At 61.9% G+C, this 24,098-nt stretch carries 24 protein-coding genes and 1 riboswitch; of the genes, 11 read left to right on the forward strand and 13 right to left on the reverse strand.

Annotation, left to right across the window (positions count from 1 at the left end):
• Positions 1-26: 26 nt before the first annotated feature.
• A complete protein-coding gene (locus U0004_RS02615; RefSeq protein WP_034783555.1) occupies positions 27-641 on the forward strand; it encodes an outer membrane protein in 615 nt (204 codons plus the stop codon).
• Between the two features lie 153 nt (positions 642-794).
• Here the strand turns inward: U0004_RS02615 and U0004_RS02620 are convergent, their stop codons facing one another.
• From U0004_RS02620 to U0004_RS02655, 8 genes are all read right to left on the reverse strand, one after another.
• On the reverse strand, positions 795-989 hold the full coding sequence (locus U0004_RS02620) for a hypothetical protein (RefSeq protein WP_070258561.1): 195 nt from the start codon (positions 987-989) through the stop codon (positions 795-797).
• An 18-nt stretch (positions 990-1,007) separates the two neighbouring features.
• Complete coding sequence (gene hslU / locus U0004_RS02625; protein WP_034783878.1) at positions 1,008-2,360, reverse strand: ATP-dependent protease ATPase subunit HslU; 1,353 nt, start codon at positions 2,358-2,360, stop codon at positions 1,008-1,010.
• 43 nt (positions 2,361-2,403) lie between these two features.
• Positions 2,404-2,940: an ATP-dependent protease subunit HslV gene (hslV, locus tag U0004_RS02630; RefSeq protein WP_010394217.1), complete on the reverse strand. Its 537-nt coding sequence runs from the start codon at positions 2,938-2,940 to the stop codon at positions 2,404-2,406.
• A gap of 211 nt (positions 2,941-3,151) precedes the next feature.
• On the reverse strand, positions 3,152-3,604 hold the full coding sequence (dksA, locus tag U0004_RS02635) for an RNA polymerase-binding protein DksA (RefSeq protein ID WP_034753066.1): 453 nt from the start codon (positions 3,602-3,604) through the stop codon (positions 3,152-3,154).
• Between the two features lie 481 nt (positions 3,605-4,085).
• A complete protein-coding gene (locus tag U0004_RS02640) occupies positions 4,086-5,180 on the reverse strand; it encodes a CobW family GTP-binding protein (protein WP_070258563.1) in 1,095 nt (364 codons plus the stop codon).
• A gap of 135 nt (positions 5,181-5,315) precedes the next feature.
• On the reverse strand, positions 5,316-6,263 hold the full coding sequence (locus U0004_RS02645) for a tyrosine recombinase XerC (protein WP_034783547.1): 948 nt from the start codon (positions 6,261-6,263) through the stop codon (positions 5,316-5,318).
• A gap of 7 nt (positions 6,264-6,270) precedes the next feature.
• Entirely contained in the window at positions 6,271-6,948 is a 678-nt protein-coding gene (locus U0004_RS02650; RefSeq protein WP_070258565.1) for a DUF484 family protein, read from the reverse strand.
• Between the two features lie 179 nt (positions 6,949-7,127).
• Positions 7,128-8,207 (reverse strand): porin, encoded by a 1,080-nt coding sequence (locus U0004_RS02655; protein WP_070258567.1) that lies wholly within the window; start codon positions 8,205-8,207, stop codon positions 7,128-7,130.
• A gap of 415 nt (positions 8,208-8,622) precedes the next feature.
• Between U0004_RS02655 and U0004_RS02660 the strand changes: the two genes are divergently transcribed.
• Positions 8,623-10,125: a tetratricopeptide repeat protein gene (locus U0004_RS02660; protein ID WP_070258569.1), complete on the forward strand. Its 1,503-nt coding sequence runs from the start codon at positions 8,623-8,625 to the stop codon at positions 10,123-10,125.
• A gap of 24 nt (positions 10,126-10,149) precedes the next feature.
• On the opposite strand, the gene dapF is transcribed toward U0004_RS02660, so the two are convergent.
• From dapF to U0004_RS02675, 3 genes are read right to left on the reverse strand one after another with little or no spacing between them, the layout of a single operon-like run.
• The gene (dapF, locus tag U0004_RS02665) at positions 10,150-11,013 is read right to left on the reverse strand and encodes a diaminopimelate epimerase (protein ID WP_070258572.1); all 864 of its coding nucleotides are present in this window, start codon (positions 11,011-11,013) and stop codon (positions 10,150-10,152) included.
• A gap of 11 nt (positions 11,014-11,024) precedes the next feature.
• Positions 11,025-11,900, reverse strand: a complete 876-nt coding sequence (locus U0004_RS02670) for an LpxL/LpxP family acyltransferase (RefSeq protein WP_034783539.1) — start codon at positions 11,898-11,900, stop codon at positions 11,025-11,027.
• The gene (locus U0004_RS02675; protein WP_034783538.1) at positions 11,897-12,766 is read right to left on the reverse strand and encodes a lysophospholipid acyltransferase family protein; all 870 of its coding nucleotides are present in this window, start codon (positions 12,764-12,766) and stop codon (positions 11,897-11,899) included. The genes U0004_RS02670 and U0004_RS02675 overlap by 4 nt, the downstream gene beginning before the upstream one ends.
• Before the next feature lie 188 nt (positions 12,767-12,954).
• On the opposite strand from U0004_RS02675, the gene metK reads away from it, so the two are divergent.
• From metK to metF, 4 genes are all read left to right on the forward strand, one after another.
• The gene (gene metK, locus U0004_RS02680) at positions 12,955-14,121 is read left to right on the forward strand and encodes a methionine adenosyltransferase (RefSeq protein WP_034783537.1); all 1,167 of its coding nucleotides are present in this window, start codon (positions 12,955-12,957) and stop codon (positions 14,119-14,121) included.
• A 123-nt stretch (positions 14,122-14,244) separates the two neighbouring features.
• Positions 14,245-14,313, forward strand: a riboswitch (S-adenosyl-L-homocysteine riboswitch).
• Between the two features lie 27 nt (positions 14,314-14,340).
• Positions 14,341-15,765 (forward strand): adenosylhomocysteinase, encoded by a 1,425-nt coding sequence (gene ahcY / locus U0004_RS02685; RefSeq protein WP_070258574.1) that lies wholly within the window; start codon positions 14,341-14,343, stop codon positions 15,763-15,765.
• 195 nt (positions 15,766-15,960) lie between these two features.
• Positions 15,961-16,317 (forward strand): phage holin family protein, encoded by a 357-nt coding sequence (locus tag U0004_RS02690; RefSeq protein WP_034783534.1) that lies wholly within the window; start codon positions 15,961-15,963, stop codon positions 16,315-16,317.
• Complete coding sequence (gene metF / locus U0004_RS02695; protein WP_034783533.1) at positions 16,304-17,134, forward strand: methylenetetrahydrofolate reductase [NAD(P)H]; 831 nt, start codon at positions 16,304-16,306, stop codon at positions 17,132-17,134. The genes U0004_RS02690 and metF overlap by 14 nt, the downstream gene beginning before the upstream one ends.
• Before the next feature lie 15 nt (positions 17,135-17,149).
• Here the strand turns inward: metF and U0004_RS02700 are convergent, their stop codons facing one another.
• The gene (locus U0004_RS02700; protein WP_070258576.1) at positions 17,150-17,677 is read right to left on the reverse strand and encodes a 5-formyltetrahydrofolate cyclo-ligase; all 528 of its coding nucleotides are present in this window, start codon (positions 17,675-17,677) and stop codon (positions 17,150-17,152) included.
• A 104-nt stretch (positions 17,678-17,781) separates the two neighbouring features.
• Between U0004_RS02700 and U0004_RS02705 the strand changes: the two genes are divergently transcribed.
• Genes U0004_RS02705 through U0004_RS02720 form a run of 4 tightly spaced genes read left to right on the forward strand, consistent with a single transcriptional unit; the run spans position 17,782 to position 22,325 of the window.
• Complete coding sequence (locus tag U0004_RS02705; RefSeq protein ID WP_070258578.1) at positions 17,782-19,770, forward strand: lytic transglycosylase domain-containing protein; 1,989 nt, start codon at positions 17,782-17,784, stop codon at positions 19,768-19,770.
• Positions 19,771-19,782: 12 nt separating this feature from the next.
• Positions 19,783-20,499, forward strand: a complete 717-nt coding sequence (locus U0004_RS02710; RefSeq protein WP_034783529.1) for a glutathione S-transferase family protein — start codon at positions 19,783-19,785, stop codon at positions 20,497-20,499.
• A gap of 12 nt (positions 20,500-20,511) precedes the next feature.
• Positions 20,512-21,624 carry a hypothetical protein gene (locus tag U0004_RS02715; protein WP_070258580.1) on the forward strand — a complete coding sequence of 371 codons (1,113 nt, stop codon included), beginning with the start codon at positions 20,512-20,514 and terminating at the stop codon, positions 21,622-21,624.
• On the forward strand, positions 21,621-22,325 hold the full coding sequence (locus U0004_RS02720; protein WP_070258582.1) for a GNAT family N-acetyltransferase: 705 nt from the start codon (positions 21,621-21,623) through the stop codon (positions 22,323-22,325). Before U0004_RS02715 ends, U0004_RS02720 begins: the two co-directional genes overlap by 4 nt.
• Here U0004_RS02720 and U0004_RS02725 read toward each other — a convergent pair.
• A complete protein-coding gene (locus U0004_RS02725; protein WP_034753092.1) occupies positions 22,317-22,841 on the reverse strand; it encodes an Lrp/AsnC family transcriptional regulator in 525 nt (174 codons plus the stop codon). The genes U0004_RS02720 and U0004_RS02725 overlap by 9 nt on opposite strands.
• A gap of 125 nt (positions 22,842-22,966) precedes the next feature.
• Between U0004_RS02725 and hppD the strand changes: the two genes are divergently transcribed.
• On the forward strand, positions 22,967-24,094 hold the full coding sequence (gene hppD, locus U0004_RS02730) for a 4-hydroxyphenylpyruvate dioxygenase (RefSeq protein WP_034783523.1): 1,128 nt from the start codon (positions 22,967-22,969) through the stop codon (positions 24,092-24,094).
• Positions 24,095-24,098 lie beyond the last annotated feature (4 nt).

Raw genomic sequence — 24,098 nt, forward strand, 5'->3', positions numbered from 1 at the left:
AATCCATCCACTTGTAGAGGTTATCCATGTTCCCATCTTTCCGTTTCCCCGCAGCGCTGCTGGCGCTGGCCACCATCGCCCCCCTGCATGCCGTCGCAGCTGAACCGGCACCGGGTCCGTTCTATGCGGGCGCCAGCTATGGCTTTCGCGCCAGTAGCGGCCTCGATTGCATCGCCGGACAAAGCGATTGCGACAAAAGCAGCAAGCGCAATGGCAAGGCCTACCTGGGTTACAGTTTCGACGCGCTGCCGTTTCAGGGCGGCGTGGCCCTGCCTTCGATTGAGCTGGTGGGGTACATGGGCGGCGAGGTCAAGTCCGGCTTCGACACGGACGCGGGCAAGCGCGCTGGCCGCGGCAAGTTCACGGGCCTCGGCATGCAGGGCGTGCTCGGTTACCAGTTTGACGCGTTTACATTGAGTGGCCGCGCCGGCGCGGCATACACGCAGGGCAAGGTCGATTATCTGGGCGGCGGTTCGGACAAGAAGAGCAAGATCGGCTTGACCTACGGCATCGGCGCGGCGTATGCGCTGAACAAGAATTGGTCGCTGCACCTCGATTGGGACCGCGTGCCCGTCAAGTACAACAGCAAGCAAACGACCAAGGTCGACATGTTTTCGCTGGGCGCGTCCTACCGTTTCTAAGGGGATGATGCTGCGGCAGAGAGTGGCCTGATGGCGGACGCCCCTGAACGGGGTGTCCGCGGGCGGCCTGACATGCCCATGGCGGCGTTGCACGGCCTCGCCGTATTGCTCATACTGTCTTCGTCCATGCGCCTTGCCATGGATATTTCCAGATCAGTCTTTGACGTCAACCTTCTGCAGCAATTTCGCCAGCAGGCGTTTTTCCTGCTGGCGCTGGCCTGACACGGTTTTCACGTGTGCCCCGGCGGCGCGCTGCAGGGCGGCAGTGGCGACCGGGTTGCGCGGTTTTTGCGAGGGTTCGACGCGGAACTGCATTTTCTGCCGCGTCGCCAATGCCTTGTTTGCCATCGGTTTCCCCCTTCTTTCCTACAGCACGTAGCGCGACAGGTCCTCGTTGACCGACAGCGCTTCCAGGCGTTCGTTGACATACGCGGCATCGATCACCAGCAGGTTTTCCGTGCTGCTGCTGTTTTCGCTGGCCGTAAACGACACTTCTTCCAGCAGTTTTTCCATCACCGTGTGCAGCCGGCGCGCGCCGATGTTTTCCGTGCGCTCGTTCACCGCATAGGCGATTTCCGCCAGGCGCGTGATGCCTTCCGGCGCGAATTGCAATGTGAGGTTTTCCGTCGCCAGCAAGGCTTCGTACTGCATCGTCAGGCAGGCGTCGGTACTCGTCAAAATGCGCTCGAAGTCCGCAATCGACAGCGATTCCAGTTCCACGCGGATGGGGAAGCGTCCCTGCAGTTCCGGGATCAGGTCCGACGGCTTCGACAGGTGGAAGGCGCCCGAGGCGATGAACAGGATGTGGTCCGTGCGGATCATGCCGTACTTGGTGTTGACGGTCGTGCCCTCGACCAGCGGCAGCAGGTCGCGCTGCACGCCGGCGCGCGAGACGTCGGCGCCGCCCGATTCCGAACGCGAGGCGATCTTGTCGATCTCGTCCAAAAAGACGATGCCGTTCTGCTCGACGTTCTGGATCGCCTTCTGTTTCAGTTCATCTTCGTTGAGCAGCTTGGCCGCTTCTTCCTCGAGCAGCAGTTTCAAGGCTTCGCGGATCTTGACCTTGCGCGCCTTCTTGCGCTGCCCGCCCACGCCCGAAAACATGGACTTGATCTGCTCCGTCATTTCTTCCATGCCCGGCGGCGCCATGATTTCCATCTGCGGACCTGCCTCGGCCAGCTCGATCTCGATTTCCTTGTCATCGAGCTCGCCCTGGCGCAAGCGCTTGCGGAAGGTCTGGCGCGTGCTGTCGCCGCTGCCGCTGTCCACGGCCGCCGCCGTATTCGGCGTGAAGCCGAAGTCGCGCGCCGGCGGCACGAGGATGTCGATCACGCGGTCTTCGGCCGCGTCTTCGGCGCGTGCGCGCACTTTCTTCATTTCCAGCGCGCGCGTCTGCTTGATGCCGATGTCGATCAGGTCGCGGATGATGGTGTCGACGTCGCGCCCCACATAACCGACTTCGGTAAATTTGGTCGCCTCGATCTTGATGAACGGCGCCTCGGCCAGCTTGGCCAGGCGGCGCGCGATTTCCGTCTTGCCGACGCCCGTGGGGCCGATCATGAGGATGTTCTTGGGCGTGATTTCATGGCGCAGGGGCTCGGCCACCTGCTGGCGGCGCCAGCGGTTGCGCAGGGCGATGGCGACGGCGCGCTTGGCCTTGGCCTGGCCCACCACGTGCTTGTCGAGTTCGGTGACGATTTCCGCCGGGGTCATGTTCATGATCATGGTTGGCTTTCTATTCTGTGCTCGGGTGCGCCTGGACTTAGTCCAAGGTCTCGATGATGTGCGACATATTGGTATAAATGCAGAGTTCCGCGGCGATGGTCAGCGATTTCTTGACCACTTCGGCCGGCGACAAGTCCGTGTTTTCCTGCAGCGCCTTGGCGGCGGACTGGGCGTAGGTGCCGCCCGAGCCGATGGCGCCGATGCCGTCTTCCGGTTCCAGCACGTCGCCATTGCCCGTGATGACCAGGGTCGACTCGCTGTCGGCCACCAGCAGCATCGCTTCCAGGCGGCGCAGCACGCGGTCGGTGCGCCAGTCCTTGGCCAGTTCGACGGAGGCGCGCAGCAGGTTGCCCTGGTGTTTTTCCAGCTTGCCCTCAAAACGGTCGAGCAGGGTGAAGGCGTCGGCGGTGCCGCCGGCAAAGCCGACCAGGACCTTGCCCTGATACAACTTACGCACTTTGCGGGCCGTGCCCTTCATGACGATGTTGCCGAGCGTTACCTGGCCGTCGCCGCCCAGGGCGACCTGCTTGCCGCGCCGGACGCAGAGGATGGTGGTGCCGTGAAATTGTTCCATAGTGACCTCAAAAAATTCGTGCCGATGCGTGCAAGGCCATGCGATTGCGCGCCCATGCCTCAAAAGTGGGGATGGAAAAGGCAATTGCAAGCGGCAGTGCCTGCTTCAGTGTAGTCGGCGCGGGACGAAAAAAAAGCACGCAACCGAAGCTTGCGTGCTTTTTTATTCGCCATCGCGTGGCCGCCGGGGCGACCGCGCAAGGGAGGGGCGATCAGTCGCCGTACAGCTTTTGCTTCAGTTCGCGCCGTTGCTGGGCTTCCAGCGACAGGGTGGCGGTTGGACGGGCGATCAGGCGCGGGATGCCGATAGGCTCGCCCGTTTCTTCGCACCAGCCATAGTCGCCGGCGTCGATGCTGGCGATCGATTGCTGCACTTTCTTCAGCAATTTGCGCTCGCGGTCGCGCGTGCGCAGTTCCAGCGCATGCTCTTCCTCGATGGTGGCACGGTCGGCAGGATCCGGTACGAGCACGGTTTCACGCAAGTGTTCCGTGGTTTCGCCGGCGTTTTTCAGCAGATCTTTTTCGAGCTGCTGCAGGCGCGCCTTGAAGAATGCCAGTTGTGCCGGATTCATGTAGTCATCTTCGCTCATGGCGCGAATTTGGTCTTCGCTGATGAGAGGGATGTCTTGGTTGGCGGCCGGGGTCGATTTATTAGTTTTGGTCATAACTTCGCTTACCTTCGATACGACAGAGTTTTCAAATTGATCAGTTGATGCGGCGATACCGAGCAACTGTACAGGTTCCGCTTGGCATTGCTGTCCCGCTGTACTGCGTGCGACCTTGGCTTGCCGGCGAAAGCCAGGACTACCGGCCGGCTAAGGTGCCATGTTGATAACTTTTTACCGCTCTATGCCAGTCGCGCTATGCGCGCGTCAACAGGCGTGTTGGGTGGATCGGTTGCATGCCTGGCATGCGGCCAGCGGCAGTTTGCCAGCATTTCATGACAGGCGAACGACATGGGCCGTTTTCGTCGCTGATTTTGGCACGCTTTGCTTTATATTGCCATCCCGATTTGTTGACTAGCCGATCAGAAACGGCTACTTGTTGGTTTATGCCAGCAAGATGGGTGTCGGACAGCGGGAAAGTGTGCTTAACTTTCCCTTTTGTTTCTGCTTTGCAACGGATACTTTGCAAAACCCGGCTAGTTTATACCAAACATTGTTCGAGTCCGCGAATAAAAATGTCTTTTGGTAGATTCTTGCCAATAAATACCATTTTGCTGCCACGCACTTCGTTTTCGCCCCATTTAGCGCCCAGGTCGCTGCCCATCAGCTGGTGCACGCCCTGGAAGACCACCTTGCGCTCGGCGCCCTGCATCAGCAGCACACCCTTGTAGCGCAGCATGCGCGGGCCATACACTTGCACCAGGCCGCCGAGGAACTCGTCGAGCTTGGCGCTGTCGAACGGTTGCGTGCTCTTGAAAACAAAGGCGGCGATATCGTCGCTGTGCTGCGCATGGTGGTGGTCGGCATGGCCGCAATCGGTGGCGCAGGCGTCGCTGTGCTCGTGCTTATGACCATGCTCGTGTTCATGTCCGTGTGCATGGTCGTGTGTCTTGTCGTGATCATGCACGTGCGCCGTTTCCGTCGCCAGGAAATCCGGGTCCAGTTCCAGCTTTTCATTCAGGTTGAAACCGCGGATGTCGAGTACTTCGGCCAGCGGCGCGCGGCCGAAATCGACCTTGGCGATGGGCGCGCGCGGGTTGATGCGCTTCAGGCGGCGCGTCAGGGCGGCCACGTCCTCTTCACTGACGAGGTCGGTTTTCGACAGCAGCAGCTTGTCGGCAAAGCCCACTTGCCGCTGGGCTTCCTCGTATTCGTCCAGTTGCTTCATGGCATGGCGGGCATCGACTACCGTGATAATGGCGTCGAGCATGTAGTGGCTGCCCACTTCTTCGTCGACAAAGAAGGTTTGCGCCACGGGGCCGGGATTGGCCAGGCCCGTCGTTTCGATGACGACGCGGTCGAATGCCAGCAAGCCGGCGTCGCGCTTGCGCGCCAGTTCCGTCAGGCCCACGATCAGGTCGCCTCGCACGGTGCAGCAGATGCAGCCGTTGTTCATCTCGATGATGTGTTCGTTGCTATCCTGCACCAGGATCTCGTTATCGATGTTTTCCTGGCCAAACTCGTTCTCGATCACGGCGATGCGCATGCCATGGTCTTCCTGCAGTATGCGGTTGAGCAAGGTGGTTTTGCCGGCGCCCAGGAAACCGGTGAGGATGGTGGTTGGAATCAGTGCCATGAGAGATGCCTTGTAATCGGTGGTGCCGCCGCGCAAGCGGAAGAATGCGGACGATTATGCCGGAATTTTGCAAAAGCTTGCAAATGCGCGCCCATCCGCTTGATATGGATCAGGCCGTCCAGCAGGAGCGGCTGCCTACTTGAGCTTGGCGCGCGGGTGCGCCTGGTCATACACGTGCGCCAGGTGCTGGAAATCGAGGGCCGTGTAAACCTGGGTCGAGGTGATGCTGGAATGGCCCAGCATTTCCTGCACGGCGCGCAAGTCGCCCGACGATTGCAGCACGTGCGAGGCAAACGAGTGGCGCAGCACGTGCGGGTGCACATTCGCGGGAATGTCCGTCGCCAGCGCATGCGCCTTCAGGCGCAGCTGCAGTACGCGCGGCGAGATACGCGTGCCGCGCGTGCTTAAAAACAAGGCAGCGCTGCCATCGGCCGCCGGCGGGCGCACGCCCAGCCAGGCTGTCAAGGCCACGAGGGCCGCCTTGCCGACGGGCACCTTGCGCATCTTGCTGCCCTTGCCCGTGACGATGACTTCGAAGCTGGCCATGTCGAGCCAGCCCAGCGAGGCGGGCTGGCCGCCGTCGGCCTTGCAGTAATGGGTGTCCAGGCTGGTCAGTTCGGACACGCGCAAGCCGCTCGAATACAGCAGTTCGAACATGGCGCGGTTGCATAGTTGTTCCGGTTCGGCGGCGCCTTGCTGGTGTTGCGCGGGCGCCACGAGGCGCACGGCGTCATCCACCGACAGGGCTTTCGGCAACGTTTTGGCCCGCTTGGGGGCGCGGATGCCGTCGACAGGATTGGCGTCGAGCTTGGTCTCGCCGCTGAGCCAGTTGAAGAAGCCGCGCCACGACGACAGCTTGCGGGCGATGGAACGCGGGTCGAGGCCACCAGCGTGCAGCTTGGCCGTGTAGCGGCGCACTTCGTTGTGCGCAAGAGCCGTCCAGGGCGTGTTGCCGCTCAGTTCCAGCAAGGCGCGCAGGTCGCGCCCGTAGGCGTCAAGCGTATGCGGCGACAGCTTGCGCTGCGTGGCCAGCTGCGCCAGGTAGGCGTCGAGCCACTCGGCCTTGCCGCGCGCCTCGTTCATGGCGTTCTCAGGCAGGCGTGCCGGCGCGCAGCGCGGCCAGGGCGGCGCTGGCCGTGGCGCCGATATGCACGAGGAAGTCCGTGCCCATGCTGGAGGTAAAGCGTTCGCTGTCGGGCGAGCCGAGCACCAGCAAGCCGAAGGTGCCCGTCGTGCCGGGCGCGCGCAGGGCGATCATGACGGTCGATTCGATCTTATCGGCCTGCAGCCAGTGCACGGCTTCGAAATCGCGGTTGCTGCCGCAGTACGGCGTTTGCAGGCTGTTGGCGAACATGCGCACATCGGCCGTGACATCTTCCGTGAACCAGCCGTTGGCGTGTTCCGGCAGCACTTGCCACAGGCGCAGGCTGACGTAGGGCACGTCGAAATTGCTTTGCAAGGCGTCGACCAGCACGCGCGGCATGTCCGCATCGTTGCGCACTTGCAGCATGGCCTGGTTCCAGCCGTGGAACTTGCTGGCGATGTCGCCATTTTCCTCGGCCACGCGGCTCAGCTTGGACATGCGCAGTTCGAGCGCCTTGTACTTGTCGCGCATCACTTCCATCTGCCGCTCCTGCAGCGAGATGGTGCGTCCCGTCAGCGGGCTGCTCAGTTTGACCTCGCCGAGCAGAGCGGTATGCTCTTCGAAGAAATTCGGGTGCTCGCTCAGGTACTGGGCGACGGTGCTGGAATCGAGTGTGGCGGTCATTGAGAATATCTGTCAGTGAAAGTTGAACACTTCATTCTAACCGAGAGTGCGCCGGCATAGGCGCAAAGGGCATGGCGCCCGTGCATTTTCCGCGCGCCCATGAAAAAAGCGGCATGGTTGCCCATGCCGCTTTGTATTTCCTGGTCAGCTGTCACCCGCGGAGGGTGACAGGCGGGCCATTAGAAATTGTGGTGTACGCCCAGGCCGATGTAGTTGACCGAGGTGGTGTTGTTGTAGTTGGCGACGCTGGCCGATTTCTTGTTCGAAATATCTGCGTACAGGTAGGTACGCTTCGACAGATTGTAGTCGTAGCCCAGCGATGCTTGCTTGGTCTTGGCGACGCCATCCGGCGTTTTTTGACCGTAGCCAGCGCGGATCTTGCCTGGGCCGACGTCATAGTTGGCGCCCAGCACCCACGATTTGGTGTCGGTGTTGACGATCTTGAAGTTGCCGTCATCCTGATGTTGGTACGTTGCCATCAGTTTCAATTCCGCGATCGGATTGAACGATGCACCGACCGACCACAGCTTGGCTTGCAGGCCGTTACGCTCGTAGGCAGCCATGGCGGCGAACTGGGCGTTGTTGTACGTTGCCGACACCGAGTACGGGTTCGATGCTGGCACCACATTGGCTGGCAGGGCGAAGTTGCCGGTGGCATTCGTCGTCAGGTTGCGCACGGTGGCTGCAACGGCGGTGTTGTTGTTCGCTTCTTTGGCGGCCACGGTGGCGTTGAACTGGAAGCCGCTGATGACTGGCGAGTTGTAAAACACGGCATTCGAGAAGCGGTTACGCGAGTTGCCTGGCGCGCTCAGCGGATCGCTGGTGTAGCCGGCAACGGTCAGGTCGGTCTGGAAACCGGCTGGCGTAGGCATGCCCGACCATGGTTCGAAACCGGTACTCGTTTCCTGGAAGGCGGTCAGGCCACGGCCCAGACGCACGGTACCGAAGTTGCCTTGCAGGCCGACGCGGCTTTGACCCTGGAACAGCGGACGCGAATTGGCGCCCGACGTGTTTTCTACGGTGCCAGTGTCGGATTCATAGCGAATTTCCAGTTGGAAAATGGCTTTCAAGCCATTGCCCAGATCTTCCGTGCCCTTGAAACCCAGCTTGTTGTTGTCGCGCTTGGTGACGGCGGTGGTCGAACCAGTCGCTTTGCCCAGGCCTGCATCGATCGTGCCGTAGATTTGGACGGACGACTGCGCTTGTGCGGTTGCGGCAAAGGCGCCGAAGAGTGCGAGGGCAACGAGTGATTTTTTCATGTCTTATTCCCTATTAAAAGTGAGTTCCGTCCGAGATCCGAGCAGATTGAAATGCGCTAACTGTCGCGTTTCGATGAATGAACCTTAATTCGTCGGCGCGCAAGACGTGCGGGATTGGTCAAATGTGCGTGAAAAGATTGGTGAAAAGCGGAATAACTGCATGCCCCTGTTGTATTTTTGTAACGCGCGGTTTCTGCCGATCCTGCGCCGATGGACAGCGTTCTCCCACCGCCACGCTGGCGGCGCCTTGCCATATTGGCATGTCCGTGCCAGGACATTGTTGCGTTGAATCAAGTTCTTGAGGCGGCTTTGGCGGATTTATGACACAAGGACGGTACACTAAGGGAAGGCCTGCGTTGATGGGCCTGGAGACGGCTCACTATTATTAGAATCATTGACTCAATATCGAGAATCGATGGCAAATCGCGAAACATTAGGATTGATCAAGGGCGCACGTGCGGGCGATGTTGCCTGCCAGCTGGCGTTGGGACGGGTGTATCTGTTTGGACAGGGTGTGCCGCAAAGCCTGCCCACGGCCTTGCACTGGCTGGCGCGGGCGGCCCAGGAGGATAGCGAGGAAGCGTGCTTGCTGATTGGCACGCACGTGCCGTTCGAAGTGGCGCAACCGGCAGCCAAGGCGCTGATTCCCTATTACGCGCAGGCGTTCGATGCAGGCCTGGTGCAGGCGGGCCTGGTGCTGGCGCAGCTGGTGCTGGGCAATGCCGCCAGTCACTGTGAATCCCTGCGCGCCAAGGCGCGCGTGGCCCTGGATGCCGCCGTGCACGCCGGCTTGCCCGATGCACAATGGTTGTTATCCATGCAAGATGGCTCGCTTGCCGCTGCCGGGCGGGACACCGGCCTGGCTGGCGAGAAAGCCATCGATGGCGACGCGCCGCTGCACGCCTGGCTGGAGCAGGCATGGCGCCAGGGCAACCAGGCCGGATTCCTGTCGCAAGGCTTGCCGCTGGCGCGCGAGCTGCTGCAGCGCCAGGCGGCGGCCGGTGCGCGCACGATCGCCCTCGACGCGCAGCAGGTGCTGTTGCTGTCGCGTTGTGCCCAGGCATTGGCGCCTGGCGGCGACGCCGAAGGCTGGCAGTGTTGCGAGCTGGCAGCGCATGGCGGCGACCGCACGGCGCAGCTGGAGCTGGGGCTCGGCTATGCGCGCATGGATGCGCATGGCCAGCGGCTGGCCACGCGCAATGGCGCGGCCAATTTCAAGCGTGCCGTGCGCTGGCTGACGCAGGCTGGCGAGCAGGGGCTGGCCGAAGCCTGGTTCGTGCTGTCGCGCATCTACACGAAACCGGAATTTTCCCAGCGCAATGTGGTCGAAGCCCATTCCTGCCTGGAGCGTGCCGCCGACCTGGGGCATGGCCCGGCCCAGCTCGAGTGCGGCATGCATGCCTGGCGCAATCGCCGCGATGGCGTCAACAATGATGTGCGGGCCGCGTATTGGCTGCTGCAGGCGCAGGCGCAAGGCAGCAGTGAAGCGGAGGCGGCGCTGGCAAAGATCGCGCCGCAGGGCGAAGCCGGCGACTGGGGCCAGTGCGCCGCCATGCAGGCCGATGGGCACTTGCGGCAATTGGGCCAGAGCCACCCCTTGCTGGCGGCGCGGCTGGAACTGGCGCGCTGCTTCCATCTGTCGCGTGCCGAGGCGCTGCTGCTCGATATCCACGCGGCTGACCAGGGACATTGTCTGTTGATCGATATCAGTGCCACACATGGGCGCGGCAAGCGGCGCCTGGTACTGATCCGCACGGCGCAGGAGCGCCAGCTGCTCGATCAGGTGGTGCGCCTGTTCGAGCGCGTCGATTGCGGTGTGGCGGGGCCGGAAGGCAATTACCGGCAGCGCCTGTACCGCCTGAAGTGCTACCTGGCCGAACTCGATGTCGCACAGGAACAGCAGTTCCTGGCGGCCTGACTATGACTGCTCACTTTCACCCGTTTACAGCTCGATCGTGCCCTCGAACACGGTCACGGCCGGGCCCGTCATCAAAACGGGATGGCCGTCGCCTTGCCAGGCGATCGATAGTTCGCCGCCACGCGCGCTGATGCGCACGGGGGAATCGAGCAAGCCGCGCAGGATGCCGGCCACGGCGGCGGCGCAGGCGCCCGTGCCGCACGCCAGGGTTTCGCCCGCACCCCGTTCAAAGACGCGCAGTTTCACGTGCTGGCGGTCGACGATCTGCATGTAGCCGACGTTGACCCTGCGGGGAAAGCGCGGGTGGTGCTCGATGCGCGGGCCCGTCACTTCCAGGTCTTGCGCATCGACATCCTCGACCACTTGCACGGCATGCGGATTGCCCATCGAGACGACGGACACCAGCACGGGCGACGTTTGGCCCGGCAGCGCCAGGTCCAGCGGCCACAAGGTGTCGCTGCCTTGCGCTACACCGTCCAGGCCGTTTGCATCGAACGGCACCAGCGCGGGTTCGAGCACGGGCGCGCCCATGTCGACCGTGATGCTGCCATCGGGCTCCAGGCGTGGCGCGATGACGCCGGCCATGGTTTCCACGCGGATGCTGTCCTTGCTTGATAGCCCTTTTTCGCTGACGAACTTGACGAAGGCGCGCGCGCCATTGCCGCATTGCTCGACTTCGCCGCCATCGTTGTTATAGATGCGGTAGCGGAAATCGCAGCCGGGCAGGCGCGGTTTTTCCACCACGAGGATCTGGTCGGCGCCGATGCCGAAACGGCGGTCGGCCAGGCGCTGCCACTGGGCTGGCGTGAAGTCGATATCTTGATGGATGGCGTCGATGACGATGAAGTCATTGCCGGCGCCATGCATTTTGGTAAATTGGAGTTTCATGGTCTGCCGTATCACTTGTGCTGGTTATAGAACGACGCTTCGCCTTCCGGACGCGTCTTGAAGCGTTTATGCGTCCAGAAATACTCGGCCGGCGCTTCGCGCACGCGCTCTTCGATGAATGCGTTCATGCGGCGCGTGGCGGCCGTGATGTCGTCGCCCGGATAGTCATCCCACGCTGGATAGTAGGTCACTTGCCAGCCCTGGTAATTGGGCAGGAAGGTGGCGATGACGGGAATGACTTGCGCCTTGGCGGCCAGCGCCAAGCGCGCCGTGGCCGTCAGGGTGGCGGCGGGCACGCCGAAGAAGGGCACGAATTCCGCATCCTTCTCGCCGAAATCCATGTCCGGCAGCATGAAATACGGCAAGCCGTCGCGCAGCGCGCGCAGGATCGTCTTGATGCCGTCCTGGCGCGTAAACAGCTTGGGCGGCTTGAAGCGCGAACGGCCGTTGCGCAAGGCCTGGTCGAAGGCGGCGTTCTTTTGCTGCACATACATCGACGAAGCGGAAATTTCCATGGCCGTGGCGGCGCCGGCCACGTCGAGGCAGACAAAGTGCGGGCACAGCAGGATGGTCGGCTTGGCCGCGATCTGCTGGCCCGGGAAGGCGGGCACCTTTTTGATCAGGCGGTTCAGGCGCGCTTCCGACGACCACCACAGGATGCTGCGTTCCCACACGCTGCGCGAATACGCCTGGAAATGCTGGCGCGCCAGCGCCACGCGCTGGGCTTCCGTCAATTCCGGCATGCACAGGCGCAGATTCGTCAGGGCAATCTTGCGCCGCGTGGGCATGGCGATGAACAGCAGGCTGCCGACGGCCACGCCGAAACGGCCGAGGATGGGCAAGGGCAGCCAGTGCAGCAGCCACATGAAGGCGATCAGCAGTCTCATGCCTGCTCCCCGGCGGCATTCGGCGTCGCGGGCGTGGGCGGCGGTGCGCCGCGCGGCACTTTATAGCGGTTGTAGCTCCACAGGTATTGCGCCGGGCTGCGCGCGATCAATTGTTCCATGGCTGCATTGATGGTGCGCGCCTGCTCGGCCGAGGTGCTGTCGAGGGACTCGGTGAAGGGCACGAAATGCACGACATAGCCGCGCCCGCCCGGCAGGCGTTCGGCGTAGGTGATGATGACTTCGGCGCCGCCCATCTGCGCCAGCTTGGCGGGCAGGGTCATGGTGTAGGCGGGGCGGCCAAAGAAATCGGCCCACACGCCTTCGCCTTCCTGCGGCACCTGGTCGGGCAGCAGGCCGATGGGCTGGCCTTTTTTCAGGCATTTGGCGAAGATGCGCACGCCCGACATGTTGGCCGGCGCCAGCATCAGGTTTTCGCGCGCGCGGGCCCCTTCGATCAGCGGTTTCAAGGCGGCGCGCTTGGGCGGACGGTACATCACGGTGAGCGGCGTGCGCAGGGCGATTTGCTGGGCGACGATTTCAAAGCAGCCCAGGTGCGGCGTCAGGAAGACGATGCCGCGGCCGTGCTGCAGCGCTTTTTCCACCAGTTCCCAGTTTTCCACCGTCGCATGGCGCGCCACGCGCTCGGCTGGCGCGCACCAGATGAAGGGCAATTCCAGCACGCTCTTGCCCGCTTCGGCCACGGCCGCGTGCAAGTGTTGCGAAAACCCCGCACCTTGCATGTTCTCGCGCATGCGGCGGCGGTAGGACGGGGAAATGGCGTAAATCACCCAGCCAAGCGCAGTGCCCAGGGCATGCAGGACGGGCAGGGGAAAGATGGACAGGAAGCGGAAAATTGGGACTAACATGTATAAGCGGTTTCCAGGAATGGCGTGTTGCCGTGCCAAAATTTTTTAAGAAGCGTAAAATACCACGTATGCAGTAACCGCTGAGTTAATAGACAACTTGCGATGCGGAATATAAATCTCGCTAAAGCGTCGCAGGCAAAATCCTCTTTACTGCGACAGAACATTCACATAGTAAACAGGAGCTTGCAATGTCAAACGACTATCTCTTCACTTCCGAATCCGTTTCGGAAGGCCATCCCGACAAGGTTGCCGATCAAATTTCCGACGCCATCCTTGACGCCATCCTGACCCAGGATCCAGCCGCCCGCGTGGCTGCCGAAACCCTGTGCAACACGGGTCTGGTGGTGCTGGCTGGCGAGATTACCACCCACGCCAATGTGGATTATATTCAAGTTGCGCGCGAAACCATCAAACGCATCGGCTACGACAACACGGAATACGGCATCGACTACAAGGGTTGCGCCGTGCTGGTGGCCTACGACAAGCAGTCGCCGGACATCGCGCAAGGCGTCGATGAAGGTGCGGGGATTGACCTGGATCAAGGCGCTGGCGATCAGGGCCTGATGTTCGGCTACGCCTGCGATGAAACGGCCGAGCTGATGCCTGCCGCCATCCACTACGCGCACCGCCTGGTCGAGCGCCAGTCGCAGCTGCGCAAGGATGGCCGTTTGCCATGGCTGCGTCCGGACGCGAAATCGCAAGTGACCCTGCGCTACGTCGATGGCCGTCCGGTCGGCGTGCACACGGTCGTGCTGTCGACCCAGCATGCGCCGGAAATTTCGCACAAGCAGATCGAAGAAGCCGTCATCGAAGAGATCATCAAGCCGATCCTGCCGCGCGAATGGCTGACGGAGACCAAATTCCTCGTCAACCCGACGGGCCGTTTCGTCATCGGCGGTCCGCAAGGCGATTGCGGCTTGACCGGCCGCAAGATCATCGTCGACACCTACGGTGGCGCAGCCCCGCACGGCGGCGGCGCGTTCTCGGGCAAGGATCCTTCGAAAGTCGACCGTTCGGCCGCCTATGCTGCCCGCTACGTGGCGAAAAACATCGTCGCGGCCGGCCTGGCGCGCCAATGCCAGGTGCAGGTCAGCTACGCCATCGGCGTGGCCAAGCCGATCAACATCACCGTCTACACGGAAGGCACGGGCGTGATTCCCGATGCGGAAATCGCCAAGCTGGTGCTGGCGCACTTTGATTTGCGTCCAAAAGGCATCGTGCAAATGCTCGACCTGCTGCGCCCGATCTACCAGAAGAGCGCCGCCTACGGCCATTTCGGCCGCGAAGAGCCGGAATTCACGTGGGAACGCACGGACAAGGTCGCCCTGCTGCGCGACGCTGCAGGGCTGAAGTAATCTAGTCGGATTTGCAAGAAAAGCGCCCCGGCCTGCTGGCCGCGGGCGCTTTTTTTATGTGTTGTTACGTGGCAATGCCGTGCAAACAGGCTGGCGCGGCGGCCTTGACAATGATAAAATCCCCCGTCCGAGGAGCGTTGCGACGAAGAAATTCGCCAGGCTCGGAATATCCTGCAACTGCGCTCACGTACCTTTTTCAACAACTGAAAGGAGGGCGTGATGAACGCCGTACTCAAATCGCAACACGACTACACCATCGCCGATATCACTCTGGCCGCATGGGGCGACAAAGAAATCAAGATTGCTGAAACGGAAATGCCTGGCCTGATGGCCATCCGCGAAGAATTCGCGGCAGCGCAGCCTCTGAAAGGCGCGCGCATCACCGGTTCCATCCATATGACCATCCAGACCGCCGTGCTGATCCAGACCCTGGAAGCACTGGGCGCGCAAGTGCGTTGGGCATCGTGCAACATTTACTCCACGCAAGATCATGCCGCCGCCGCCATCGCTGCCGCCGGCACGCCTGTGTTCGCCGTCAAGGGCGAGTCGCTGGATGACTACTGGGAATACACGCACCGCATCTTCGAATGGCCGAACGTGGACGGCAAGGCTGTCTACTCGAACATGATCCTCGACGATGGCGGCGACGCCACCCTGCTGCTGCACCTGGGCGTGCGCGCGGAAACCGACCTGTCGGTGCTGGCGAATCCCGGTTCGGAAGAAGAAATCTGCCTGTTCAACTCGATCAAGAAACACTTGCTGGCCGATCCGACCTGGTACTCGAAGCGTCTGCCGGAAATCCTCGGCGTGACGGAAGAAACCACCACCGGCGTGCACCGTTTGTACCAGATGCACAAGGAAGGCAAGCTGGCTTTCCCTGCGATCAACGTGAACGATTCCGTCACGAAATCGAAATTCGACAACCTGTATGGCTGCCGCGAATCGCTGGTCGATGGCATCAAGCGCGCCACCGACGTGATGATCGCCGGTAAAGTGGCCGTCATCGCCGGTTACGGTGACGTCGGCAAGGGTTCGGCCCAGGCCATGCGTGCCCTGTCGGCCCAGGTATGGGTAACGGAAGTCGATCCGATCTGCGCACTGCAGGCGGCGATGGAAGGCTACCGCGTCGTGACCATGGATTACGCGTGTGAACACGGCGACATCTTCGTGACTTGCACCGGCAACTACCATATCCTCACGCACGATCACCTGACGCGCATGAAAGACCAGGCCATCGTCTGCAATATTGGTCACTTCGACAATGAAATCGACGTTGCTTCGCTGAAGCAATACGAGTGGGAAAACATCAAGCCGCAAGTCGACCACATCATCTTCCCGTCGGGCCGCCGCATCATCCTGTTGGCCGAAGGCCGTCTGGTCAACCTCGGTTGCGGCACGGGCCACCCGTCGTACGTGATGAGCTCGTCGTTCGCCAACCAGACGATCGCGCAGATCGAGCTGTACGCGAACACGGCCAACTACCCGGTCGGCGTGTACACCCTGCCAAAACACCTCGATGAAAAAGTCGCTCGTTTGCAACTCAAAAAGTTGAATGCGCAGCTGACGGAACTGACGCAAGAGCAAGCCGACTACATCGGCGTGCGCACGGAAGGTCCATACAAGCCCGAGCACTACCGCTATTAATCGGTTGCTTGCCTCGGGAACCTACTGCGCGGCGCGGGGCGCGGCCGGCGATGCTCGCTGTACCTTCGTACAGCTGCGCTTCTCGGCCACGCCGCGCATCCGCTCGCTACGGTTCCTGAGGCAACAAGACTGATCGGTGTACTTTGAAAAGGCCGGCTATGCCGGCTTGCCCCTCTTTTTTGACAGGCTAGAGAAATGCGCTTGCTACTGATTTGGTTTATCAATGCGGCAGCCCTGTTTGCCGTCCCATACCTGATGCACTCGGTGACGATGAGCAGTGGCTGGACCGCGCTGCTGGCCGCTGCCGTGCTGGGGCTGGTCAATGCGCTGATCCGTCCTTTGCTGATCCTGCTGACCCTGCCCGTGACGTTCCTGTCGCTGGGTCTGTTCATTTTGATCATCAACGGCTTCCTGTTCTGGCTGGTGGCGCAGGTGATCGATGGTTTCCATGTCGCCAGTTTCTGGTCTGCCGTGGGTGGTGCCATTCTGTACAGCATCATTTCCTGGGCCTTGTCGACCTTACTTTTGAGTAACGACGATGGAAAAGCATAACTTCAGTATTGAGTTTTTCCCGCCGAAAACCCCGGAAGGGGCGGAAAAGCTGCGCGCCACGCGTGTCAAGTTGTCTGAATTGCATCCGAAGTATTTCTCGGTGACCTTTGGCGCCGGCGGCACCACGCAGCAGGGTACGCTGGACACCGTGCGCGAGATCCTGGCGGCCGGCGAACAGGCCGCGCCCCATCTGTCTTGCGTCGGCGGTTCGCGCGAATCGATCCGCGCCGTGCTGGCCGACTTCAAGGCGGCGGGCGTGAACCGTATCGTGGCCTTGCGCGGTGACTTGCCGAGCGGCTATGGCGCCTCGGGCGAGTTCCGCTATGCCAACGAGCTGGTGGAATTCATCCGCGCCGAGACGGGCGACCATTTCCATATCGAAGTGGCCGCCTATCCGGAAGTGCACCCTCAAGCCCGTTCGCCGCAGGACGATCTGAACGCGTTTGCGCGCAAGGTGCAGGCCGGCGCCGATGCGGCCATCACCCAGTACTTCTACAATGCTGACGCGTATTTCCAGTTTGTCGAGCAGACGCAGAAGATGGGCATCAACGTGCCTATCGTGGCCGGCATCATGCCGATCACGAATTACACGCAGTTGATGCGCTTTTCGGACATGTGCGGCGCGGAAATTCCACGCTGGGTGCGTCTGAAACTGGCCAGCTTCGGCGACGACAGCGCGTCCATCAAGGCTTTCGGCCTGGACGTGGTGACGGGCTTGTGCGAGCGTCTGCTGGAAGGCGGCGCGCCAGGCTTGCATTTCTACAGCATGAACCAGGCGGCGCCTACGACGGCACTGTGGCAGCGCCTGGTGAAGTAAATCGTTCTGCTGTTATCAGAACAGATCGCCCTCGGTCACGATGTGATCGAGGGCGATGTCGTATTCGCCGTTGGGAAAGCTTGCCGCCAGGCAGGCATAGGCGATACCGAGGGTGCGCGGACGGGGGGCCTGCGCCAGGGTGCGGTCGTAATAGCCGCCGCCATAACCGAGCCGGTAGCGTTCCCCATTAAACCCCAGGCAAGGCACCAGCAGGGTGGCGGGTGCCGGGCGCAGGCGTAATCGGGCCGGCACGGCCACCCCCATGCCATCCTTGACCATGGGCTCACCGGGCGCCCAGTCGGAAAATGCCAGCGGTGCATGTTTTTCCAGTACCACCGGCAAGCTTAATTGCACGCCGCGCGCGGCCAGCTGCGCATAGGCGCCGTGCAAGTCCGGCTCGCCGTGCAGGGGCCAGTACACGCCCAGTTCCTCGATGTTTTCCTGCGCGCACCAGTCCAGCAGGCGCTGCGCGATGGCCGCATCCCACGTTACTCGCGTGGCGTCGGGCAGGGCGCGCCGGGCCGCCAGCAGGGCCTTGCGCAAGCCGGCTTTGTCCTGTGGCGCAATGGGTGGCCGTGCAGCCGGATCGCATGTTATTCTAGGGTCGCTATTCATATCACCATCAAGTTAAGATTGAGAGTCGTACATTGATTTCCCCACTGAAATGGATTGCCGGCACGATGCTGTGTGTTGCATCGGCCTTGTCTCCCCTGGCAGCCCTGGCCCAGGTAGCGGCCACCGTAGCCCCAGCCGCCCCCGACACGCGCAGCGAGGACGATGCCTTCCTGCTGCTGCGCGACGCCGCGCGCAAGGATGACGTCGAAAAAGCCGACTTTTATGCGGGGCGCCTGACGAATTACCAGATTCCATCGTATGTTGACTATTATCGGCTGAAACCGCGCATCAAGCTGCTGACCGAGGTGCAATTTCGCGATTACCTGAACCGCTACAAGGGCAGCGCCATCGCCGACCGTTTCCGCAACGACTGGCTGCTGGAGCTGGGCCGCAAGCGCGACTGGGTCGTATTCGATGAGCAATACCCGCAATTCGCCCTCGACGATGACACCCAGCTCAAGTGCTACGCGCTGATGTCGCGCGCCGCCAAGGGCCAGAACGTGGCGTCCGAAGCGCGCAACCTGCTCGTCTCGCCGCCCGGCTATGGCGAAGCGTGCGGCAGCCTGATCGCGGCATTGGCGCAAAATGGCCAGTTTGACACGAATGACCTGTGGGCGCAGATCCGCCTGGCGGGCCAGACCAATGCCACGGGCCCGGCGCGCCGCATCGCGCTGCTGCTGGGCGCGTCCGACGCGAAGATGGCGCAAGCCATCGACTTGCCGGCGCTGGTGCTGGCCAAGGGACCGGGCGCCAGCCGCGCCGACCACGAGATGTACCTGGTGGCCGTCGGCCGCATGGCGAAAAGCACCTTGAAACTGGGCGTGGTGGCCCTGCAAAAGGCCAGCGCGCAGCTGACGCCGCAGGAACAGGCCATCGGCTGGGCCAGCCTGGCCTTGCAAGCGTCGTATTCGCTGGCACCGGAAGCATTTGAATATTGGCAAAAAACCAATGGCGCGCCCTTGACCCAGGAGCAGATGCAGTGGAAGGCGCGTATCGCCTTGCGCGAAGGCAACTGGCCCGTGGTGAAGTCTTCCATCCAGGCCATGCCGGCCTCGCTGCGCGCCGACCCCACCTGGGTCTACTGGCTGGCGCGCGCGCAGCAGGCGGAAACGCCGGGTCGCCCGAACCCGCAGGCGGACGCCCTGTACCGCACGATTTCCGAGCAATCGAATTTCTATGGCTTGCTGGCCAATGAAGAGCTGGGCAACCACCTGGTCTTGCCGCCGCCGGGCCAGCCGATCTCGCCAACGGAAATCGCCGCCATGGCTGCCAATCCGGGCTTGCAGCGTGCCTTGAAATTTTTCAATATGCGCTTGCGCTTTGAAGGCACGCGCGAGTGGAACTGGGAATTGCGTTCGATGACGGACCGCCAGCATCTGGCGGCCGCGGAATTTGCGCGCCAGAACAATGTGCTCGACCGCATGGTCAACACCTCGGACCGCACGCGCCTGGAAGTGGACTATACGCAGCGCTACCCGACGCCGCATGACGACGTCATGCATCCGGCCACGCAAACACTGGGCCTGGACAAGGCCTGGGTGTATGGCCTGATCCGCCAGGAATCGCGCTTCATCATGGATGCGCAGTCGCACGTGGGCGCATCTGGCCTGATGCAGGTGATGCCGTCGACGGCCCGTTATGTCGCCAAGAAGATCGGCCTTACCGATTTCGTTACGGAAACCTTGAGCGACGTGCGCACCAACGTCTTGCTGGGCACGAATTACCTGAACATGGTGCTTGGCGGTCTCGACGGTTCGCAAGTGCTGGCCAGCGCCGCCTACAACGCGGGGCCGGGGCGCTTGCGCATCTGGCGCGCCACCATGACGCGTCCACTGGAAGGCGCCGTCTTTGCCGAGATCATTCCGTACACGGAAACGCGCGGCTACGTGAAAAACGTGATGGCCAACGCCACCTATTACGCGGCCCTGTTCGAGAAGAGCCCGCAGTCGCTGAAAGCGCGCCTGGGTACCGTGGGGCCGAAAAACAGCGCTGTTTCTGCCGATTTGCCATCATCCAACTAAAGCACGCCGACCATGCAAACGACCATCCTTGATCCCAGCCTGACGCAAACCCTGGCCGCCGCGCGCGAACCGGGCCTGACCCTCATCATCGGCAACAAGAATTACTCATCGTGGTCGATGCGCCCGTGGGTGGCCATGACGGCCTTCGGCATCCCGTTCCAGGAAGTGCGCGTGCTGCTCGACCAGAGCGACACGGCCACCAAAATTGCCGAGTATTCCGCCTGCGGCCGGGTCCCCGTGCTGCTGGCCGGCGAGATCACAATCTGGGACAGCCTGGCCATCTGCGAATACCTGGCCGAGCAGTTTCCGGATAAACACATGTGGCCGCAAGACGTGGCCGCGCGCGCCATGGCGCGTTGTGTCTGCGCGGAAATGCATTCCGGCTTCGCCGGCTTGCGCACGGATATGTCGATGAATATCAAGGCGAAGTTGCCGGGCCGGGGCCGCACGGCCGCCGCGCAGGCCGACATTGGCCGCATCAGCGAAATATGGGAAGAGTGTCTGTCCCGCTTTGGCCACCACCAGTTCCTGTTTGGCGACTTTTCCATCGCCGACGCATATTTCGCGCCCGTCGTCATGCGTTTCCGCACGTACGGTGTGAGCCTGGCGCCGGCCCTGAATGCGTATTGCGAGCGCGTGCAGGCGCACCCGGCCGTGGCCCGCTGGATCACGGAAGCGCTGGCGGAAACGGAAGTCGCTGCCAAGCACGACGCGGAACTGCCTGATTAAGAAAAGAGTGTTATGAAGATATACACGGTCGGTGGCGCGGTGCGCGACCAACTGCTGGGCTTGCCCGTGAAAGACCACGACCACGTCGTCGTGGGCGCCACGCCGGAAGACATGCTGCGCCAGGGCTTCCGCCCCGTCGGCAAGGATTTCCCCGTCTTCCTGCACCCGAAGACGCAGGAAGAATACGCCCTGGCCCGCACGGAACGCAAGACGGCGCCCGGCTACCGGGGCTTCGTCTTCCACACGGCGCCCGACGTCACGCTGGAAGACGACCTGGTGCGGCGTGATCTCACCATCAACGCCATCGCCCAGGCCGGAGACGGAACCTTGACCGACCCGTTCGGCGGCATCGAGGATATTCGCAACAAAATCTTCCGCCACGTCTCCGACGCGTTTGGCGAAGACCCCGTGCGCATCTTGCGCCTGGCCCGCTTTGCCGCCCGTTTTCATAGTTTCACTGTCGCACCCGCCACCATGGAGCTGATGCGCCGCATGGTGCAGGACGGCGAAGTCGACGCCCTCGTGGCCGAACGCGTGTGGCAGGAAGTGGCCAAGGGGCTGATGGAAAGCCATCCATCGCGCATGCTGACGGTGCTGCACGAGTGCGGTGCCCTGGCGCGCATCATGGGGGAAATCGCGCTGAGCGAACGCTTGCTGCACGTGATCGACCATGCCGCCGCGCAAGGTCATGACTTGCCCGTGCGCTTTGCTGTACTGATGCTGGCTGTGCCGTTGGCGCAGATCAACGCGCTGAGCGAGCGCCTGCGCGTGCCCAACGACTGCCGCGAGCTGGCGGTGATGGCGGCGCGCGAGCAGGCGGCGGTCGCTGGCGCGCTGGCGTTGAGCGCCGAGGAACTGGTGAGCTTGTGCGAGCGCTGTGACGGACTGCGCAAGCCGCAGCGTTTCGTGCAGATGCTGGACGCCATCGCCTGCGATGTGCATGCACGGGATCCCGTGTTTCCACAGTCCGCCTGGCTGCAAGCCATGCTGGCGGCCGTGCGCGGCGTGGATGCGGGTGCGCTGGCGCAAGCGTGCGCACAGGAACCGAAGCGCATTCCGGCCGTCATCCATGCTGCGCGGGTCGAGGCCGTCACGAACGTGATCAGCAGCCGGGAACTGCCATGACCCTGCCCAAATTGTTCCAGAACCCGTTTCGCCGCTGGCTCAGCCGTAGCGGCGGCGGGCGTCCGACCGTGCTCGTCAAGCAGTTGCATGAGCGCGACCGGCGCCGCATGATGAAGCATTTCCTGTCGCTCGAGAAAAGCGACCGGCTGCTGCGCTTCGGCAGCGCCTTGCCCGATGAATTGGTGGCTCAGTACGTGCAGAAGATGGATTTCTCGCGCGACATGATCTACGGCGTCTACAACAGCCTGTTCAAACTGGTGGGGGTGGGGCATCTGGCGTTCGCGCCGAAGGACAAGTCGCCGGCGAAAAGTATCGTCACGGACAAGGAACAGGTGGCCGAGTTTGGCGTGTCCGTGTCGAAATCCATGCGCGGCATGGGGGTCGGTTCAAAGCTGTTCGAACGGGCGGCGATCCACTGCCGTAACAACGATGTCGATACCCTGTACATGCATTGTTTGTCGTCCAACAAGACGATGATGCATATCGCCAAGAAGGCGGGCATGGAAATCCAGCGCGACTATGGCGAAGCCGATGCATACCTGAAACTATTGCCGCCAAACCCGTCGAGCATGCTGCAGGAAGCCGTGCAGGAACAGTTCGCCATGTTCGACTACACGTTCAAGGCCAACGCGCGCGCCGCGTTCAAACTGTGGGATCGCTTGCCGGGGCGTAAGAAGAAGCCCGGGCCGCCATCACAATAAGGGCAGGGCCGTCGTATCCTTGATGCGCTGCAAGGCAAAGCTTGATTTCACATCCAGCACGGCCGGGTGGCGCAGCAGCGTCGCCATCATGAAGCGCGAAAAGTGCTCCATGTCTTCCACGTGCACGCGCAGCAGGTAATCCATCTCACCCGTCATCGCATAGCAGGCCACCACTTCCGGCCATTGCGCCACGGCCACGGCGAAGTCGGCGCGCGGCGACGTGTTCGTCACCAGATTGGGCGCCAGCACGCGCGCCGTGCTGTGCGCGGTGGCGTCGCTGTGCTTTTCCAGCCGTACGTTCACGTAGGCCAGCAAGCCCAGGCCGATCTTTTCCGGGTCCAGCAGGGCCACGTACTGGCGGATCACGCCCGCTTCTTCCAGCCGTTTGACGCGGCGCAAGCATGGCGACGGCGACAGGCTGACCTGCTCGGCCACGTCCTGATTCGACAGGCGGCCATCGGCCTGCAGGACGGCGAGGATCTTGCGATCCGTTTTATCCAGCGTAATTTTGCTCATGCTTCCTCCGGTGGTTCTTGTTTCACGCAATATTATTGCGCAAATCATGATTGTTCGGGAGATCTTTGGCATTTAATGCCCACAGACCGCGCCTATACTGTGCGCTACTTCTTGGAGGAGACATCATGCAATTTCAGCCTTGGGATAACCCGATGGGTACCGATGGTTTCGAGTTCGTCGAGTATGCAGCACCAGACCCAAAAGCATTGGGCAAGCTGTTCGAGAACATGGGCTTCACGGCCATCGCGCGCCACCGCCACAAGGATGTGACCCTGTACCGTCAGGGTGACATCAATTTCATCATCAATGCCGAACAAGATTCGTTCGCGCAGCGTTTTGCCCGCCATCACGGCCCGTCCGTGTGCGCCATCGCCATCCGCGTCGACGACGCGGCCTTCGTGTACCGCCGCGCGCTGGAACTGGGCGCCTGGGGTTTCGATAACAAAACAGGTCCGATGGAGCTGAATATCCCCGCCATCAAGGGCGTGGGCGATTCGCTGCTGTACTTCGTCGACCGCTGGCGCGGCAAGGGCGCCGATAAGCCGGACGCGGCCGCACCAGGCGGCATCGGCGACATCAGCATCTATGACGTCGACTTCGTCGCCATTCCCGGCGCCGTTGCCAACCCGGTCGGCCATGGCCTGACCTATATTGACCACCTGACGCACAATGTGCACCGTGGCCGCATGAAGGAATGGGCCGGTTTCTATGAAAACCTGTTCAACTTCCGCGAAGTGCGCTACTTCGATATCGAAGGCAAGCATACGGGCCTGAAGTCGAAAGCCATGACTTCGCCATGCGGCAAGATCCGCATCCCGATCAACGAATCGTCGGACGACAAGTCGCAGATCGCCGAATACCTGGACCAGTACCATGGCGAAGGCATCCAGCATATCGCGCTGGGCACCGATGATATCTACGGCTCCGTGCAAGGCATGCGTGATACGGGTATCGATTTCCAGGACACGATTGAAACTTACTATGAGCTGGTCAACCGCCGCCTGCCGAACCACGGCGAGCAGCTGGAAGAACTGCGCCGCCTGCGCATCCTGATCGATGGCCACAGCACGGAAAACGAACGCGAACTGCTGCTGCAAATCTTCACGCAGACGGTGATCGGCCCGATCTTCTTCGAGATCATCCAGCGCAAGGGCGACCAGGGCTTCGGCGAAGGCAATTTCCGCGCCCTGTTCGAATCGATCGAGCTGGACCAGATCAAGCGCGGCGTGCTGAAAGATACGAACGCGGCGTAATGTT

Source organism: Janthinobacterium lividum (assembly GCF_034424625.1).
Lineage (GTDB): Bacteria > Pseudomonadota > Gammaproteobacteria > Burkholderiales > Burkholderiaceae_D > Janthinobacterium > Janthinobacterium lividum.

Excerpts from the sequence above, each read along its gene's own strand:
- U0004_RS02660 (WP_070258569.1), top strand. The coding sequence starts at position 8,623 with ATGGCAAATCGCGAAACATTAGGATTGATCAAGGGCGCACGTGCGGGC.
- hslU (WP_034783878.1), bottom strand. The coding sequence starts at position 2,360 with ATGAACATGACCCCGGCGGAAATCGTCACCGAACTCGACAAGCACGTG.
- U0004_RS02655 (WP_070258567.1), bottom strand. The coding sequence starts at position 8,207 with ATGAAAAAATCACTCGTTGCCCTCGCACTCTTCGGCGCCTTTGCCGCA.
- U0004_RS02720 (WP_070258582.1), top strand. The coding sequence starts at position 21,621 with ATGACCCTGCCCAAATTGTTCCAGAACCCGTTTCGCCGCTGGCTCAGC.
- U0004_RS02725 (WP_034753092.1), bottom strand. The coding sequence starts at position 22,841 with ATGAGCAAAATTACGCTGGATAAAACGGATCGCAAGATCCTCGCCGTC.
- U0004_RS02715 (WP_070258580.1), top strand. The coding sequence starts at position 20,512 with ATGAAGATATACACGGTCGGTGGCGCGGTGCGCGACCAACTGCTGGGC.
- U0004_RS02650 (WP_070258565.1), bottom strand. The coding sequence starts at position 6,948 with ATGACCGCCACACTCGATTCCAGCACCGTCGCCCAGTACCTGAGCGAG.
- U0004_RS02670 (WP_034783539.1), bottom strand. The coding sequence starts at position 11,900 with ATGAGACTGCTGATCGCCTTCATGTGGCTGCTGCACTGGCTGCCCTTG.
- U0004_RS02615 (WP_034783555.1), top strand. The coding sequence starts at position 27 with ATGTTCCCATCTTTCCGTTTCCCCGCAGCGCTGCTGGCGCTGGCCACC.
- U0004_RS02620 (WP_070258561.1), bottom strand. The coding sequence starts at position 989 with ATGGCAAACAAGGCATTGGCGACGCGGCAGAAAATGCAGTTCCGCGTC.
- U0004_RS02645 (WP_034783547.1), bottom strand. The coding sequence starts at position 6,263 with ATGAACGAGGCGCGCGGCAAGGCCGAGTGGCTCGACGCCTACCTGGCG.
- metF (WP_034783533.1), top strand. The coding sequence starts at position 16,304 with ATGGAAAAGCATAACTTCAGTATTGAGTTTTTCCCGCCGAAAACCCCG.
- ahcY (WP_070258574.1), top strand. The coding sequence starts at position 14,341 with ATGAACGCCGTACTCAAATCGCAACACGACTACACCATCGCCGATATC.
- U0004_RS02675 (WP_034783538.1), bottom strand. The coding sequence starts at position 12,766 with ATGTTAGTCCCAATTTTCCGCTTCCTGTCCATCTTTCCCCTGCCCGTC.
- U0004_RS02710 (WP_034783529.1), top strand. The coding sequence starts at position 19,783 with ATGCAAACGACCATCCTTGATCCCAGCCTGACGCAAACCCTGGCCGCC.
- hppD (WP_034783523.1), top strand. The coding sequence starts at position 22,967 with ATGCAATTTCAGCCTTGGGATAACCCGATGGGTACCGATGGTTTCGAG.
- U0004_RS02690 (WP_034783534.1), top strand. The coding sequence starts at position 15,961 with ATGCGCTTGCTACTGATTTGGTTTATCAATGCGGCAGCCCTGTTTGCC.
- dapF (WP_070258572.1), bottom strand. The coding sequence starts at position 11,013 with ATGAAACTCCAATTTACCAAAATGCATGGCGCCGGCAATGACTTCATC.
- hslV (WP_010394217.1), bottom strand. The coding sequence starts at position 2,940 with ATGGAACAATTTCACGGCACCACCATCCTCTGCGTCCGGCGCGGCAAG.
- U0004_RS02640 (WP_070258563.1), bottom strand. The coding sequence starts at position 5,180 with ATGGCACTGATTCCAACCACCATCCTCACCGGTTTCCTGGGCGCCGGC.
- dksA (WP_034753066.1), bottom strand. The coding sequence starts at position 3,604 with ATGACCAAAACTAATAAATCGACCCCGGCCGCCAACCAAGACATCCCT.
- metK (WP_034783537.1), top strand. The coding sequence starts at position 12,955 with ATGTCAAACGACTATCTCTTCACTTCCGAATCCGTTTCGGAAGGCCAT.